We start from the raw sequence: 14,930 nt of genomic DNA, 5'->3' as shown, positions 1-14,930 counted from the left end.
GGGGCATGACCCACCACGTGACGTTGATGAGCCGGGTGTCGTGCCACTCCTGCGAGGAGGCGGCCGTGGAGATCGAACGGATCTGCGCGGAGCTGGGCGCCACCTGGTCCGTCGAGGACGTGGACAGCGACCCGGAGCTGCGCGCCGAGTACGGCGACCGGGTGCCGGTGTTCCTCGTCGACGGCGAGGAGCACGGCTACTGGAAGGTGGAGGAGGACCGCCTGCGGGCGGCCCTCGCGCGGTAACTGGTTACCGAGGGCTTACGACCTGAGCGAACCAGGCTCGCTCGGGTGTCGAATGGAAGGCATGAAGCCCGCCAAGGCCGCGCTCACCGGACTGCTCGCGCTCGTCGCCGCCCTCGCGGCCGGGCACCTGGTGGCGGCCTTCGTCGGCCTGAGCGCCTCGCCGTACCTCGCCGTGGGCAACGCCGCGATCGACCTCACCCCGTCCTGGCTGAAGGACTTCGCGGTCAGCACCTTCGGCACGGCCGACAAGCTCGTGCTGCTGATCGGCATGGCCCTGGTCCTGGCGGGCGCCGCCGTCGCCGCGGGGCTCGCCAGCAGGACCAGTCCCGCGCCCGGCACGCTGGTGGTCGTGCTGCTCGGGTTCGTGGGCGTCGCGGCCGTCGTGACCAGGCCGGACGTCGGCCAGCTCGCCGTGCTCGCGCCTGTGGCCAGCACCGCCGCGGGCGTCTACGTGTTCCGCTTCCTGCACAAGGAGGCCGAGGAGAGCGAGTCCCGCCGCGGCTTCCTGGTCACCGCGGGGCTGTCGGTCTTCGCCGGGGTCGCGGGCCAGTTGTTCGGCGCCAGGACCGACGTCGAGGGCAGCAGGCAGGCCGTCGGCGACCTCACGCCGAAGACCAGGGCACCGGAGATCCCGTTCAACGCCGACTTCGCCAAGGACGGCACCCCGAGCTTCATCACCAGCGGCAAGGACTTCTACCGGATCGACACGGCGCTGAGCGTGCCGCGCATCCGGGCCGAGGAGTGGGCGCTGCGCGTGCACGGCATGGTCGAGCGGCCGACCGTGCTGACGTTCGAGGAGATCCGCAGCCGCGACCTCGTGGAGGAGACCGTCACGCTGACCTGCGTCTCCAACGAGGTGGGCGGCCCGTACATCTCCACGGCCAACTTCGTGGGCATCCGGATCGGCGACGTGCTCCGCGAGGCCGGCGTGAAGGCGGGCGCCGACCAGCTCTTCAGCACCAGCGACGACGGCTTCACGGCCGGCAGCCCGCTGGACTACGTGCTGGAGAACGGCCTGATCGCGATCGGCATGAACGGTGAACCGCTGCCCGCCGAGCACGGCTTCCCGGCGCGGCTCGTCGTCCCCGGCCTCTACGGCTACGTCTCCGCGACCAAGTGGGTCACCGACCTCAACGTCACGACGTTCGCCAAGGACCAGGGCTACTGGATCCCGCGCGGCTGGGCCACCAAGGCCCCGATCAAGACGTCCTCGCGGATCGACCGGCCCAAGCGGATGGGCAAGGTGCAGGGCAAGGCGGTCATCGCCGGCACGGCCTGGGCGCAGCCGAAGGGCGTCGCGAAGGTGGAGGTGCGGATCGACGGCGGGCCGTGGCGGGAGACCGAGCTCGGCGCCGACGTCAGCGACAGCACCTGGCGCATGTGGAAGATCGAGCTGGACCTGTCGCAGGGCAGTCACACGGTCGAGTGCCGGGCCACCGACAAGTCCGGGTTCACCCAGGACCAGGCGCGCCTCGACCCGGTTCCCGACGGGGCGACGGGATGGCACTCGGTCACGTTCACAGTCGAGTAGGCGCTCACCCCGTAGTGATCATGAACGACGGAAGCGCTGGTCACGCCCTGTGACCGGGGCCGGGGCAGTCGATCATCGACTTTGTGCGTGCGTTCACAAGCGGTACGGTGTGGGTATCACCAACGCCGCGGACTCCCTGCGGTGAAGCACACCCGGAGGTCGGAGAGCGTGGCTGCACAGCGGGGCGAAGGCGACACGACCGCCACCCCTGCAGAGGCTGCCGACAAGGAGCGCGCCCGCGCGATCCCCGAGGCCGCGGTGGCCCGGCTCGCCGTGTACCTCCGCGTGCTGTCCGGCATGTCCGAGAGCGGCGTCACGGCCGTCTCCAGCGAGGAGCTCAGCCAGGCCGCGGGCGTCAACGCGGCGAAGCTCCGCAAGGACCTGAGCTACATCGGCAGCTACGGCACGAGGGGCGTCGGGTACGACGTCGAGGTCCTCGTGAGCCACATCGAGCGCATCCTCGGGCTGACCCGGAACCACTCCGTGGCCGTCGTGGGCATCGGTAACCTTGGTCACGCTCTCGCGAACTACGGCGGCTTCCCCGGCCGCGGGTTCCCGGTCACCGCCCTCTTCGACGTGGACGCCGATCTCGTCGGAATCCCTGTTGGGGGCATCCCCGTCAACCACATCGACGAGATCACCGCCGTCTGCCTCGAACGCGAGGTGTCGATCGGCGTCATCGCGACGCCGCCCCCGGCGGCCCAGTCGGTTTGCGACCGTTTGGTATCTGCGGGCGTGCAGTGCATTCTGAACTTTGCACCGGTTGTCCTCCAGGTTCCAGACAACGTCGAGGTGCGCAAGGTTGACTTGGCGGTCGAGATGCAGATCCTGTCGTTCCACGTCGCTCGACGTGCGGACGAGGCTGCCGGTGTCTCGGTCGGCAACAACGGACTCGGTGTGGACGGGATGGTGATTCGCCCGTGAGCGTGAGCCAGGCGGCTCCGGCAGACGTGGTGAGTGCATGAGCGTGCTCGTAGTCGGTCTGTCGCACCGCACCGCCCCCGTCCCGGTCCTGGAACGCGTCACCGTGGCCGAGCCGGACCTGCCCAAGGTCCTCGGCCAGCTGCTCGCCGCCCCCAGCGTCTCCGAGGCAGTGGTCCTCTCGACCTGCAACAGGGTCGAGGTCTACGCCGTCGTCGAGTCGTTCCACGGCGGCATGTCGGAGGTCGTCGAGGTTCTCGCGCAGCACGCGCAGATCGAGCCCCAGGCCCTCTACGAGCACTTCTACGTGCACTACGCCGCCGCTGCCGTCGAGCACCTGTTCTCCGTCGCGGCCGGCCTCGACTCGATGGTCGTCGGCGAGTCCCAGATCCTCGGCCAGCTGCGCGGCGCGTACGCGGCGGCCGACGAGGCGGGCACCGTCGGCAAGTCCATCCACGAGCTCACCCAGAACGCGCTGCGCGTCGGCAAGCGCGTGCACGCCGAGACGGGCATCGACCACGCGGGCGCGTCGGTCGTGTCCGAGGCGCTCGGCGACGCGGAGGCCGAGCTCGGCACCCTCGTCGGCAAGCGGGCGCTGCTCGTCGGCGCCGGCGCCATGGGCGGACTGGCCGCCGCGCACCTGCGCCGGGCGGGCATCGGCGAGGTCGTCGTCGCCAACCGCACGCAGGCCAACGGTGTGCGTCTCGCCACGTCGCTGAAGGCCGAGGGCGTCCCCGCGACGGCCGTCGACCTGGCCGCGCTGCCCGTCGAGATCGACCTCGCGGACATCGTCTTCGCGTGCACCGGCTCGGTCGGCACGACCGTCCGCGCCGACATGATCGGCAAGCGCGCGCGGCCGCTCGTCCTGTGCGACCTAGGCCTGCCGAAGGACGTCGACCCGGCGGCGGCCGAACTGCCGAACGTTCGTGTGGTGGACCTGGAAACGCTGCAGCGCCGTCTCTCCGACGCGCCCGCCGGCCAGGACACCCGCCTCGCGGTCCAACTCGTCGCCGACGAGGTGAAGGCCTACCTCGCGGGCCAGCGGTCCGCCGAGGTCACGCCGACCGTCACGGCCCTGCGCAAGCGGGCCGCCGAGGTGGTCGACGCCGAACTGCTCCGTCTTGATTCGCGACTTCCCGAACTGGACCCCGCGACACGCGGTGAATTGGCCAAGACGGTGCGCCGCGTTGTAGACAAGCTCCTGCACACGCCGACCGTCAGGGTGAAGGAGCTCGCCTCCGCCCCTGGTGGTACCGGCTACGCGGAGGCTCTCCGCGAGTTGTTCGGGCTCGACCCCCAGACGCCTGGGGTTGTCAGTCAGACCAAGTCTTCTGTGGATGGTGAAACGCGGTGACCCGCACCCTACGGATCGGTACCCGAGGCAGCGCACTGGCGCTCGCGCAGACGGGGACCGTGGCCGAGGCGCTGAAGGCTGCCGGAGCCCAGGTCGAGATCGTCGTCATCAAGACGCCGGGCGACCTCTCCGACGCACCCATCGCCCAGATCGGCATCGGCGTCTTCACGTCGGCCCTGCGCGACGCGCTGGCGAACGACGAGATCGACGTCGCCGTCCACTCCTACAAGGACCTCCCGACCGCGCCGGACCCCCGGCTGACGATCGCGGCCGTCCCCCTGCGCGAGGACCCGCGCGACGCCCTCGTGGCGCGCGACGGACTCACGCTCGGCGAGCTGCTGCCGGGGTCCACTGTGGGCACCGGTTCGCCGCGCCGCGCGGCCCAGCTGGAGGCCCTCGGTCTCGGGCTGAACATCGTTCCGTTGCGCGGCAACGTGGACACGCGCATCGGGAAGGTCCGCTCGGGCGAGCTCGACGCGGTGGTGCTGGCTCGCGCCGGCATCGCGCGTCTCGGCCGCACGGACGAGATCACCGAGAACCTGGAGCCCATCCAGATGCTTCCCGCACCCGCGCAGGGTGCGTTGGCAGTCGAGTGCCGGATCGACGACGTCGATGCCGAGCACCTGATCCAGTCCACTTTGGACGATTCGGCCAGCCGGGCCGCTGTGACCGCCGAGCGCGCCATGCTGGCCGCGCTCGAGGCGGGCTGCAGCGCGCCGGTCGGCGCGCTGGCCGATGTGGTGGAAGACCTCGACGACGAGGGCAAGGTCGTGTACCGACTTTCCCTGCGCGGGGTCGCAGCGACGCCGGAGAACGATCTCCTCCGCGCGTCCGCCACCGGTGACTTGACCGAAGCTGAGGGACTCGGCCGTGCGCTGGCCGCCGAGTTGCTCGACCTCGGGGCCGCGGTTCTCAGCGGTCCAGAGGCGTAATCGATGGGGAGTGCCCTGATGACCCGCGCACGCAAGACCCCCGGACGCGTCGCCTTCGTGGGCTCCGGCCCCGGCGACACCGGGCTGCTCACGGTCCGGGCCCACGACTTGCTCACCAGGGCTGAACTCGTGGTCACCGACCCGGACGTCCCCGCGGACGTCCTCGCGACCGTGGCCGAGGGAGTCGAGGTCCGCCCCGCTGTCGGCGAGTCCGCCGACGTGGCCAAGGACCTGGTGAACGAGGCGAAGAACGGCGCCACGGTCGTCCGCCTCGTCGCGGGTGACCCCCTGACGCTCGACTCGGTCGTCAAGGAGGCGCAGGCCGTCGCGAAGTCGACGATCCCGTTCGACGTCGTCCCCGGTGTGCCCTCGGGCACCGCGGTCCCGGCGTACGCGGGCGTCGCGCTCGGTGGCGTGCACACCGAGGTCGACGTGCGCGCCGTTACGGACTGGGCAGGCCTCGCCGCCTCGCCCGGCACGCTCGTGCTGCACGCGACCGGCTCGCACCTGGCCGAGGCCGCGTCGAACCTGGTCGAGAACGGCCTCGCGCCGCAGACCCCGGTCGCCGTGACCGCCGAGGGCACGGGCTTCCAGCAGCGCACCGTCGACACCACGCTGGCCGCCGTCGCGGCCGACGCCGGTGAGATGGGCGGCCCGCTGGTCGTCACCGTCGGCGCTGCCGCCGCCGCGCGTTCGAAGCTCTCCTGGTGGGAGTCGCGGGCGCTGTACGGCTGGCGGGTGCTGGTGCCGCGGACCAAGGAGCAGGCCGGCGCGATGTCCGAGCGCCTGCACTCGCACGGCGCGATCGCCGTCGAGGTGCCGACGATCTCGGTCGAGCCGCCCCGCAGCCCCGCGCAGATGGAGCGCTCGGTCAAGGGTCTCGTCGACGGCCGCTACCAGTGGGTCGTCTTCACCTCGACCAACGCCGTCCGCGCGGTGTGGGAGAAGTTCCGCGAGTTCGGCCTGGACGCCCGCGCGTTCTCCGGCGTGAAGATCGCCTGCGTCGGCGAGGCCACGGCCGCGAAGGTGCGCTCGTTCGGCATCATCCCCGAGCTCGTGCCGTCCGGTGAGCAGTCGTCCGAAGGTCTCCTGAACGACTTCCCGCCGTACGACGACATCCTGGACCCGGTCGACCGCGTGCTGCTGCCGCGGGCCGACATCGCCACCGAGACGCTGGCCGCGGGCTTGCGCGAACGTGGCTGGGAGATCGACGACGTGACGGCGTACCGCACCGTGCGTGCGGCCCCGCCGCCCGCCGACACCCGCGAGATGATCAAGTCCGGCGGCTTCGACGCGGTGTGCTTCACCTCGTCGTCCACGGTCCGGAACCTGGTCGGCATCGCGGGCAAGCCGCACGCCCGCACGCTCGTCGCGTGCATCGGCCCGCAGACCGCCGAGACGGCGCGGGAGTTCGGCCTCCGGGTCGACGTGCAGCCCGAGGAGGCGAACGTGCCCGCGCTGGTCGACGCGCTGGCCGCCCACGCCGCCCGGTTGCGCGCCGAGGGAGCGCTGCCTCCTCCGCGCAAGACCAAGCGTCTGCGCCGCAGCTAAGTCAACGAAGCCGTCGGGGCCACTCAAGATCTTTTGGGTGGCCCCTTCGACTCTCTCCGTCAGGGAGTCACCACGATGTACCCACTTCACCGGCCGCGGCGCCTGCGCACGACGCCCGCCATGCGCCGCCTCGTGTCCGAGACCGAGGTGCGTCCTCGCCACCTCGTGCTGCCCATGTTCGTCAAGGAAGGCGCCACCGAGGCAGCTGAGATCAGCAGCATGCCGGGCGTCCACCAGCACACCCGCGACTCGCTGCGCAAAGCCGCGGTCGAGGCCGTGCAGGCGGGTGTCGGCGGCATCATGCTGTTCGGTGTCCCGGCCGAGCGCGACGCCGTCGGGTCCGGTGCCACCGACCCGGACGGCATCCTCAACGCCGCGCTGGGCGACCTGCGCGCGGAGCTGGGCGACAGCACGGTCCTGATGTCGGACTGCTGCCTCGACGAGTTCACCGACCATGGCCACTGCGGCGTGCTCGCCGCCGACGGCAGCGTGGACAACGACGCGACGCTCGAGGTCTACGGCGAGATGGCCGTGGCCCAGGCCCGCGCCGGTGCCCACGTCGTCGGCCCGAGCGGCATGATGGACGGCCAGATCGCGTTCATCCGCAACGCCCTCGACCAGGCCGGGCTGCAGGACACCGGCATCCTCGCGTACGCGGCCAAGTACGCGTCGGCGTTCTACGGACCGTTCCGCGACGCCGTCGAGTCGCAGCTCTCGGGTGACCGCAAGACCTACCAGCAGGACCCGGCCAACGCCCGCGAGGCGTTGCGCGAGGTGCAGCTGGACCTCGCCGAGGGCGCGGACATGGTCATGGTCAAGCCCGCGCTGCTGTACCTCGACGTGCTGCGCTCGGTCGCCGAGATCTCGGACGTTCCCGTTGCGGCGTACCAGATCTCGGGCGAGTACGCGATGATCGAGGCCGCCGCCGCGAACGGCTGGATCGACCGCGAGCGCTCGATCCTCGAGTCGCTCACGTCCATCCGCCGGGCCGGCGCGGACATCGTCCTCACCTACTGGGCAGTGGAAGCCGCTCGGTGGCTGGACCGGTAAAAGCCCCCGTTCCCAAGCTGGTCGACGTCGCGCGCTGGCTGTGGATCACCAGCGCGTGCCTCGGCATGCTGCGCTTCCTGGAACAGCTCTTCGACCGCGAGATGCTCGTGGCCGAGGTGCGGCGCCAGAACCCCGCGATGGGGCAGGACGAGATCGACGCCGGGGTGAACGGCGGTGTCCTCTTCGGACTGCTGCTCGCCGTGACCCTCGTCATCGCGTACACGCGGCTGGCGAACGCGATGGCCCGCGGCCGCAACTGGGCGCGGATCGTGCTGACCGTGCTGGGCGGCGCCTCCGTCGCGTTCGGACTGTTCCGGCTGACCGCCTGGGCCAGCGGGGTCGCCGCACAGGTCGGGGTGGAGATGCGTCCGGTGGACCTGGCCGTCACGGCGGTCACCACCGTGCTCGACGCGACCGCGATCGTGCTGATGTACCGGGCTTCCGCGCACTTCAGGAAGCAGGCAGCGGTGGACAGCGCTCTCCGGCCGTCCTAAGTTCGCGATCGTGACGTCACCGAAGCAATCGGGCACCCCCGGCACGATCAACGCGGGCTACTGGCTCGTGGTCGCCGGCTCGGCGCTGGGCGTGCTGGCCGCGCTGGTCATGCTCCTGAACAAGCAGGCGCTGGTCGACGCGGCCGTGCAGGCCAACAAGGACCAGAAGATCACGCCGGACATGATCGCCTCGACGATGACCGTCCTCGTGGTCGTCTCGCTGGTCGTGACGGTGCTGCTGGCGGGTCTCGCGGTGTGGTTCGCGGGCAAGGTGCGGTCGGGCATCAGGAAGAGCCGCACCGGCCTGATGATCACGGTGCTGATCGGGCTGTTCTTCCAGATGCTCACGAACACGCTCGGCATCGTCGCGGCGCTGATCGCCGTGGCCGGGCTGGTGCTGTTCTACTTCCGCCAGTCGAACGAGTACCTGACGCTGCGCGAGCAGTCGGCGTGAAGACCGACGACAAGCCGCTCACGGTCCGCATCGCGGTCGGCCTGTGGCTGGCGATCGCCGCCTTCGTGGTCCTCACGACCGTGCTGCTGTGGCGCCAGCACGACGTGTTCCAGCGGCTCAGCGGGTGGACGTCCGCGGAGGTCACGAGCTTCCTCTGGTTGCTGACCGCGGTGGCGCTGGTCTTCACGGGGGCCTACACGTGGCTGACGCGGGTGCTCCTGAGGCGCCGGGCCTGGGCGCGCGCGGCGTTGTCGTTCGTCGCGATCGTGCACATGATCTGGATCCTGCTCGTGGGGATCAGCGCGTCCGGCTTGGTCACGTTGCTGCTCATCTGCGTGGCAATCGTCCTCACCTGGCAGCCGCGTACGGCACAGTGGCTGGCGGAGGTGCGTGAGCAGTGAGCAACCCGCAGGACCCGAACCCCTGGCAGCCGAGCCAGGACACCCCGCAGACCCACGTCCAGCCGGGCGACTACACGTCGACGGCCGGGACGTACGAGGTGACCGCGGTCAACAACATGGGGCTGCCGATGCCGCCCGCCCCCGAGCTGGCGCAGCCGCTCGACCACTCGCAGTGGCAGAACACCTCGACGGCCGGCTGGCAGAACCCCGCCGCCCCCCAGTACCCGGCCGCGCCCGGCAGCCAGTACCAGGTGGCCTCCGCGAACCAGGGCTACGTCATGGCGCCGCTCACCCCGGTGCACTCCCAGGAGATGGCGCCGGAGCGGCCCGCCACGATCACCGCGGCGATGTGGATCTGGATCGTGGCCGCCGCGCTGTCCGTCGCGGTGGTCCCGGTGATGATGCTGGCCAACACCGACTTCATCCTCGCCCAGGACAACTTCGTCACGGAGGAGGACCGCCGGACCGGTGAGCTGGGGCTGCGGACCATCGCGGTGATGATCGGGTTCGCGATGCTGGTCGCGGCCGCGCCGTACGTCGCGTTCGCGATCGTGCTGCGCAACGGCCAGAACTGGTCGCGCATCCTGCTCACGATCCTCGGCGGCCTCGGCTTCGTGGCCATGATGGTGATCATCTTCATCTCGATCGGCTGGCAGGTCTGGCAGCCGAGCGTGGCGATCGGCATCGTCGTGATGGGGCTGACGGCCGCGGCCATCGTGCTGCAGTTCCTGCCGGCCTCGAACAGGTTCGTCCGCTAGTGCTCTACCGCGAGTCCGGCAGCAGCTGGTGGCCGCTGCTGTGGGGTCCGGCGTTCGCCGTGGCCGGATACCTCGTCGAGCTGATCACCGGACCGGCGTCGGTGCTGCTGTGGGCGGTCGTGGGGCTCGTGCTGACGCTCTGCGCGGTGGTGTGGGTGAACCTGCGGGTCAAGACCGGCAGCATCGCGCTCACGGCCGAGGAGGCCCAGTTCGGGCGGGAGAAGCTGCCGGTCGCGATGATCGAGGCCTGCCAGGACGTCGGCGCCCCCACCGGCGCGCGGGTGCTCGGCGGTGGCTGGTCGGTGCCGAAGGGGACGACCTCGATCCCGGTGCGGCTGGTGGACGGCAGCGTGGTGCTCGCGTGGGCGCGCGATCCGGAAGCCTTCCTCGCGGCGCTGCGGCGGGTCGTGAGAAGGTGAGCGACGTGACAGAGGCCGTGACCGAGCAGGAGACCGCGGTGGAGGAGCCCGAGCAGGCCCCGCCGGCGGATCCGAGCCTGCACCAGCCCAAGCGGTGGCTCATCGCCGCGGGCGAGCTCGTCGCGGTCGTCCTGCTGGTGGTCCTCGCCGTGTGGTGCTGGAACCGCGGCGTCGTGCGCCTCGAGTACCCGTTCGAGGGTCGCGAGCCGCTGGTCTCCACCCGCTACCACGGCAACTGGCTGGGCTCGGCGGTCCTCGCCGCCACGCTCGCCGTGGTCCTCGCGCTCGACGCGGTGAGGCAGATCATGCTGGCCGTGCGCACCCGGCCGCAGGAAGCCGCCGACTCCGACATGTGAGACTGGGGTACGTGACTGCGAGTCGATCCCAGGCCCTGTTCGAGCGCGCGTCGACGCTGACCCCCGGTGGGGTCAACTCGCCGGTGCGGGCGTTCCACTCCGTCGGCGGCACCCCGCGCTTCATGGTGCGCGGCGAGGGTCCGCACCTGTGGGACGCGGACGGCAACCGGTACGTCGACCTGGTGGCGTCGTGGGGTCCGATGATCCTCGGGCACGCCCACCCGGCCGTCGTCGAGGCCGTGCAGAAGGCGGCCGCGTCCGGTCTGTCGTTCGGCACGCCGACCGAGGGGGAGATCGAACTCGCGGCCGAGCTGGTCGACCGCGTCGAACCGGTCCGGCAGGTCCGCCTGGTCAACTCGGGCACCGAGGCCACGATGAGCGCGATCCGCCTCGCGCGCGGCTTCACCGAGCGCCGCAAGGTGATCAAGTTCGCCGGGTGCTACCACGGTCACGTCGACGCGCTGCTGGCCCAGGCCGGCTCCGGCGTCGCGACCCTGGGCCTGCCCTCCTCGCCGGGCGTCACGGGCGCGCAGGCCGAGGACACGATCGTGCTGCCGTACAACGACGTCGAGGCCGTGCGCGCGGCGTTCGCCGAGAACCCCGGCGAGATCGCGTGCGTCATCACCGAGGCTGCCGCGGGCAACATGGGCGCCGTCGCCCCCGCCGACGGCTTCAACCAGGCGCTGCGCGACCTCTGCGACGCCGACGGCGCGCTCCTGGTCATGGACGAGGTCATGACGGGCTTCCGCGTCTCCCGCGCGGGCTGGTACGGCCTGGAGCGGGTGAAGGGCGACCTCTACACGTTCGGCAAGGTCATGTCCGGCGGACTGCCCGCGGCGGCGTTCGGCGGCCGCGCGGACGTCATGGCCCGGCTCGCCCCCTCCGGCCCCGTCTACCAGGCGGGCACGCTGTCCGGGAACCCCGTCGCGGTGGCCTCGGGGCTCGCGACGCTGCGTGCCGCGGACGAGGACGTCTACCGCGCCCTGGACCGCAACGCCACCCGGCTCGGCGCGCTGTTCACCGCCGCCCTGACCGAGGCGGGCGTCGAGCACCGCGTGCAGTTCGCCGGGAACATGGTGAGCGTGTTCTTCGGTTCTTCCGAGGTGACGGACTACGCGGGTGCGCAGGCGTGCGAGACGTGGCGCTTCCCGCCGTTCTTCCACGCGCTGCTGGAGCGGGGCGTCTACGCGCCGCCGTCGGCGTTCGAAGCGTGGTTCGTGAACGCCGCCATGGGTGAAGAGGAGTTCGCCGTGATCGCCGACGCACTGCCGCACGCGGCCCGTGCCGCCAAGGAGGCCCGCAAGTGAGCCGCACCGTCGTCCACCTGCTGCGCCACGGTGAGGTGCACAACCCGACCGGCATCCTGTACGGCCGCCTGCCGGGCTTCAAGCTGTCCGAACGGGGCCAGAAGCAGGCCCTGACCGTGGCCGAGCACCTGGCGGACCACGACATAGTGCACGTCGTGGCGTCCCCTTTGGACCGTGCACAGCAGACAGCCGCGCCGATCGCCGACTCGCACCGCCTGGAACTGGCCACGGACGAGCGGCTGATCGAGGCCGACAACCAGTTCGAGGGCCTGAAGGTCGCGGTCGGCGACGGTGCGCTGCGCTCGCCGCAGCACTGGCCGAAGCTCGTGAACCCGTTCCGCCCGTCGTGGGGCGAGCCGTACCTCGAGATCGCGCACCGCATGCTCGGCGCGGTGCAGAAGGCCCGCGCGGCCGCCGAGGGCCACGAGGCCGTCTGCGTGTCGCACCAGCTGCCCATCTGGACCGTGCGGCGGTTCCTGGAGGGCAAGCGGATGTGGCACGACCCGCGCAAGCGCGAGTGCTCGCTGGCCTCGCTGACCTCGCTGATCTTCGAGGGCGAACAGCTGGTCCGCATCGCCTACACCGAGCCGGTCGGCGCGACGAACCCCAGGGTGACCGGGGCATGAAGCGTCTGCTCGTGCTCGCGTTGCTGCTGGCCGGGTGCTCCACCGGGAAGGACGCCGCCCAGGTCGGCGCGGGGGACTTCTACCTCGTCGCGCCGGGTGGGCAGGTCGAGATCCGGTACCCGGCCGCCGAGCGCAAGGAGCTCAAGGGCCTCGAGGGCGAGTCCCTGCTGGAGGACGGCAAGACCGTCCGGCTGTCCGACTACGCGGGCAAGCCGGTCGTGATCAACATCTGGGGCGCGTGGTGCGGCCCGTGCCGGACCGAGGCGCCGGAGATGCAGAAGCTCTTCGACGCGGGCCACCAGGTGATCGGGGTCGACGTGAAGGAGACCTCGAAGGACCACCCGCGGGACTTCATGAAGGACCGGAAGCTGACGTACCCGTCCATCTACGACGCCTCGGCGCGCAGCTTCATCAACGTGTTCCGCGGCGTGCCGGCGAACAGCGTGCCGTCGACGTTCATCGTGGACAAGAACCACAAGGTGGCGGCGGCGTTCCTGGTGCCGGTGCTGGCATCGGATCTGGAACCCGTGCTGGCGGAGCTGGCGAAGGAATGAGAAAAGGGGCCCCGCGAGGCCCCTTTTCCGTTGCGGTGGAACGCTTCTAGCGCGCGGCCGGGACCACCGGCTCGTTCAGCGACGGGATCTTCGCCTTGAACGCCTTGATCATCGCGTCGCGCCCGATCGAGTTGAACTGCTTGCCCAGCGTCCGCATGATCGAGTTGGCGGTCGGCCGGTACAGCCCGGTCTTGTAGTACCGCGCCCCCTCGACCGGTCCGATCACGCCACCGTCCGGCGACGGCTGGCCGAGGTACTCGCCCCACTTCGCGCCGGTCGGGTCCTTGGTGACGTTGACCTCGCGCGGTTCGGTGCCCGTGTAGTTGGCGTAGGGGTAGTCGTACTCGTCGGCCAGGCCGCCGATCGAGTGGCCGAGCTCGTGGATCGCGATCTGGCCGGCCTGGGCGTTCGACCCGGAGGCGGTGGCGACCGAACCGCCCGCGCCGCCGTACTTCGCGGTGTTGCCGAGCGCGATGACCTGGTCGGCCTGCGGGGCGAGCGCCGCGAACTCCTTGGCCTTGGTCTCGTTCACGCAGAGCAGGCGCTCGGTGTTCGCGTCCCGGCCCTGGCACCAGAAACCCATGTCCAGCGCGGTGTTCTTGAGGACGCCCTTGGTCGGGTCGTGGTCCACACCGGACTCGGTGGAGACGACGTTGACCTGCCAGACGTTGAAGTACTGCTTGTAGGAGGCGAAGGGCTCGACCGCGGAGAGCTCCTCCCACTTGCTCTTCACGTTCGCGGTGTAGGTCGCCAAGTCGTCGGCCGTGTAGCCGTCGCCGACGAAGACGAGGTCGAAGCGGTCCGCCGAGTCGCCGGTCACCTGGACCTCGACCACGTCCGCCGCGGCGAGGGCGCGGAAGTCGGAGGACTTCTCCTTCGGAGCCTTCGGGGTCAGCGCCTGGGTGATGGAGCCGTCTTCGTTGAAGACCTCGCGCCATTCCATCGCCGGGGCCGCACCACCGGCCGGTACCTGTGCGAACAGTGCCAGCGCTGCCATGGTCAGTGCAGGGAGGACCAGACGGGAACGTCGCATGTGCTGACGCTAAGCAACCGTGATGTCACCCACAAGCGGCAATTGACAGTAATTTTGGCCCAATCCTTGTCTCAGGTCGAAAAGCCATGCCGGTCGTCGCGTGATCTGGGCAACTACCTACTCTGAGATCTGTGAACCCCACCGATCTGGCGATCTCCGGGCCGTTGCTGCTGGCCACCGGGGTCGCTTTGCTCGCGGGATTTATCTCCTTCGCCTCACCCTGCGTGGTTCCGCTCGTGCCCGGCTACCTGGCGTACCTGGCCGGCCTGGTCGGGGCCGAGGCGCCGCGGGTCGAGGCGAACGAGCCCGCCAAGCAGGGCCGGTGGCGCGTGGCCGGTGCCTCGCTGCTGTTCGTGCTCGGGTTCACGGTCGTCTTCGCGCTCGCCTCGATGGCCATCCTCGGGGCGTCGGACGCTCTGTTCCTCAACGCCGACCTGTTCCAGCGCATCGGCGGCGTCGTCACGATCCTGATGGGACTCGTGTTCCTCGGACTCGTCCCGGCGCTGCAGAAGGACGTGCGGTTCCACACCAAGCCGCAGGCGGGCCTGTTCGGCGCCCCGGTGCTCGGGGCCGTGTTCGCGCTCGGGTGGACGCCGTGCCTCGGGCCGACGCTCGCGGGCGTGCTCGCCGTCGCGCGCAGCACCGAGATCGGGTCCTCGACGGCGCGCGGGGCCGTGCTGGTGCTCGCGTACTGCCTGGGCCTCGGACTGCCGTTCGTCGTGCTCGCGCTCGGCGCGCGGTGGGCGCTCGGCGTGACGAAGTGGCTGCGCACGCACGCCCGGCAGGTGCAGATCTTCGGCGGCGTGTTGTTGATCTTGGTCGGGATCGCGCTGGTCACCGGCCTCTGGGGTGAGTTCGTCGGGTGGCTGCGCTACTCGTTCGTCGACGTCGTGAGGCTGCCGCTCTAGTGATCGCCTTCCTCCGCAACACGTGGCGCGGCCTCA

At 70.7% G+C, this 14,930-nt stretch carries 18 protein-coding genes; 17 read left to right on the top strand and 1 reads right to left on the bottom strand.

The genetic code is table 11. The features are described from left to right. Positions 1-5: 5 nt before the first annotated feature. From ABZX02_RS21830 to ABZX02_RS21755, 16 genes are all read left to right on the top strand, one after another. Complete coding sequence (locus ABZX02_RS21830; protein WP_355300392.1) at positions 6-245, top strand: glutaredoxin family protein; 240 nt, start codon at positions 6-8, stop codon at positions 243-245. Between the two features lie 61 nt (positions 246-306). After that, a complete protein-coding gene (locus ABZX02_RS21825; protein ID WP_355300391.1) occupies positions 307-1,776 on the top strand; it encodes a molybdopterin-dependent oxidoreductase in 1,470 nt (489 codons plus the stop codon). A 243-nt stretch (positions 1,777-2,019) separates the two neighbouring features. After that, positions 2,020-2,700, top strand: coding sequence for a redox-sensing transcriptional repressor Rex (locus ABZX02_RS21820; RefSeq protein WP_355300612.1), 681 nt, complete (start codon positions 2,020-2,022; stop codon positions 2,698-2,700). Positions 2,701-2,737: 37 nt separating this feature from the next. Next, on the top strand, positions 2,738-4,051 hold the full coding sequence (locus ABZX02_RS21815) for a glutamyl-tRNA reductase (protein WP_355300390.1): 1,314 nt from the start codon (positions 2,738-2,740) through the stop codon (positions 4,049-4,051). Then, complete coding sequence (gene hemC, locus ABZX02_RS21810) at positions 4,048-4,983, top strand: hydroxymethylbilane synthase (protein WP_355300389.1); 936 nt, start codon at positions 4,048-4,050, stop codon at positions 4,981-4,983. Before ABZX02_RS21815 ends, hemC begins: the two co-directional genes overlap by 4 nt. Positions 4,984-5,001: 18 nt before the next feature. Then, the gene (locus ABZX02_RS21805; RefSeq protein WP_355300388.1) at positions 5,002-6,534 is read left to right on the top strand and encodes a bifunctional uroporphyrinogen-III C-methyltransferase/uroporphyrinogen-III synthase; all 1,533 of its coding nucleotides are present in this window, start codon (positions 5,002-5,004) and stop codon (positions 6,532-6,534) included. 75 nt (positions 6,535-6,609) lie between these two features. Next, positions 6,610-7,584: a porphobilinogen synthase gene (gene hemB / locus ABZX02_RS21800; RefSeq protein WP_355300387.1), complete on the top strand. Its 975-nt coding sequence runs from the start codon at positions 6,610-6,612 to the stop codon at positions 7,582-7,584. Then, positions 7,569-8,078: a hypothetical protein gene (locus ABZX02_RS21795; protein WP_355300386.1), complete on the top strand. Its 510-nt coding sequence runs from the start codon at positions 7,569-7,571 to the stop codon at positions 8,076-8,078. The genes hemB and ABZX02_RS21795 overlap by 16 nt, the downstream gene beginning before the upstream one ends. A gap of 10 nt (positions 8,079-8,088) precedes the next feature. Continuing rightward, entirely contained in the window at positions 8,089-8,532 is a 444-nt protein-coding gene (locus ABZX02_RS21790) for a hypothetical protein (protein WP_355300385.1), read from the top strand. After that, the gene (locus ABZX02_RS21785) at positions 8,529-8,933 is read left to right on the top strand and encodes a hypothetical protein (RefSeq protein WP_355300384.1); all 405 of its coding nucleotides are present in this window, start codon (positions 8,529-8,531) and stop codon (positions 8,931-8,933) included. The genes ABZX02_RS21790 and ABZX02_RS21785 overlap by 4 nt, the downstream gene beginning before the upstream one ends. Then, the gene (locus tag ABZX02_RS21780; RefSeq protein WP_355300383.1) at positions 8,930-9,691 is read left to right on the top strand and encodes a hypothetical protein; all 762 of its coding nucleotides are present in this window, start codon (positions 8,930-8,932) and stop codon (positions 9,689-9,691) included. The genes ABZX02_RS21785 and ABZX02_RS21780 overlap by 4 nt, the downstream gene beginning before the upstream one ends. Next, on the top strand, positions 9,691-10,110 hold the full coding sequence (locus ABZX02_RS21775) for a hypothetical protein (RefSeq protein WP_355300382.1): 420 nt from the start codon (positions 9,691-9,693) through the stop codon (positions 10,108-10,110). The genes ABZX02_RS21780 and ABZX02_RS21775 overlap by 1 nt, the downstream gene beginning before the upstream one ends. A gap of 5 nt (positions 10,111-10,115) precedes the next feature. After that, positions 10,116-10,466, top strand: coding sequence for a hypothetical protein (locus tag ABZX02_RS21770; protein WP_355300381.1), 351 nt, complete (start codon positions 10,116-10,118; stop codon positions 10,464-10,466). 11 nt (positions 10,467-10,477) lie between these two features. Continuing rightward, complete coding sequence (gene hemL / locus ABZX02_RS21765; protein ID WP_355300380.1) at positions 10,478-11,773, top strand: glutamate-1-semialdehyde 2,1-aminomutase; 1,296 nt, start codon at positions 10,478-10,480, stop codon at positions 11,771-11,773. Then, positions 11,770-12,399 (top strand): histidine phosphatase family protein, encoded by a 630-nt coding sequence (locus tag ABZX02_RS21760; protein WP_355300379.1) that lies wholly within the window; start codon positions 11,770-11,772, stop codon positions 12,397-12,399. Before hemL ends, ABZX02_RS21760 begins: the two co-directional genes overlap by 4 nt. Next, entirely contained in the window at positions 12,396-12,953 is a 558-nt protein-coding gene (locus ABZX02_RS21755) for a TlpA disulfide reductase family protein (RefSeq protein WP_355300378.1), read from the top strand. The genes ABZX02_RS21760 and ABZX02_RS21755 overlap by 4 nt, the downstream gene beginning before the upstream one ends. Before the next feature lie 46 nt (positions 12,954-12,999). Here the strand turns inward: ABZX02_RS21755 and ABZX02_RS21750 are convergent, their stop codons facing one another. After that, positions 13,000-13,986: a M64 family metallopeptidase gene (locus ABZX02_RS21750; RefSeq protein WP_355300377.1), complete on the bottom strand. Its 987-nt coding sequence runs from the start codon at positions 13,984-13,986 to the stop codon at positions 13,000-13,002. A 122-nt stretch (positions 13,987-14,108) separates the two neighbouring features. Here ABZX02_RS21750 and ABZX02_RS21745 point away from each other — a divergent pair, with 122 nt between their 5' ends. Continuing rightward, entirely contained in the window at positions 14,109-14,894 is a 786-nt protein-coding gene (locus tag ABZX02_RS21745; RefSeq protein ID WP_355300611.1) for a cytochrome c biogenesis CcdA family protein, read from the top strand. The last annotated feature ends 36 nt before the right edge of the window (positions 14,895-14,930 follow it).

It is taken from the genome of Lentzea sp. NPDC003310, from assembly GCF_040610935.1.
Lineage (GTDB): Bacteria > Actinomycetota > Actinomycetes > Mycobacteriales > Pseudonocardiaceae > Lentzea.
Note: the sequence above shows the minus strand (reverse complement) of the source record. Positions and strands in the feature narration are given on the sequence as shown.

Excerpts from the sequence above, each read along its gene's own strand:
- ABZX02_RS21815 (WP_355300390.1), top strand. The coding sequence starts at position 2,738 with ATGAGCGTGCTCGTAGTCGGTCTGTCGCACCGCACCGCCCCCGTCCCG.
- hemB (WP_355300387.1), top strand. The coding sequence starts at position 6,610 with ATGTACCCACTTCACCGGCCGCGGCGCCTGCGCACGACGCCCGCCATG.
- ABZX02_RS21750 (WP_355300377.1), bottom strand. The coding sequence starts at position 13,986 with ATGCGACGTTCCCGTCTGGTCCTCCCTGCACTGACCATGGCAGCGCTG.
- ABZX02_RS21825 (WP_355300391.1), top strand. The coding sequence starts at position 307 with ATGAAGCCCGCCAAGGCCGCGCTCACCGGACTGCTCGCGCTCGTCGCC.
- ABZX02_RS21755 (WP_355300378.1), top strand. The coding sequence starts at position 12,396 with ATGAAGCGTCTGCTCGTGCTCGCGTTGCTGCTGGCCGGGTGCTCCACC.
- ABZX02_RS21830 (WP_355300392.1), top strand. The coding sequence starts at position 6 with ATGACCCACCACGTGACGTTGATGAGCCGGGTGTCGTGCCACTCCTGC.
- ABZX02_RS21805 (WP_355300388.1), top strand. The coding sequence starts at position 5,002 with ATGACCCGCGCACGCAAGACCCCCGGACGCGTCGCCTTCGTGGGCTCC.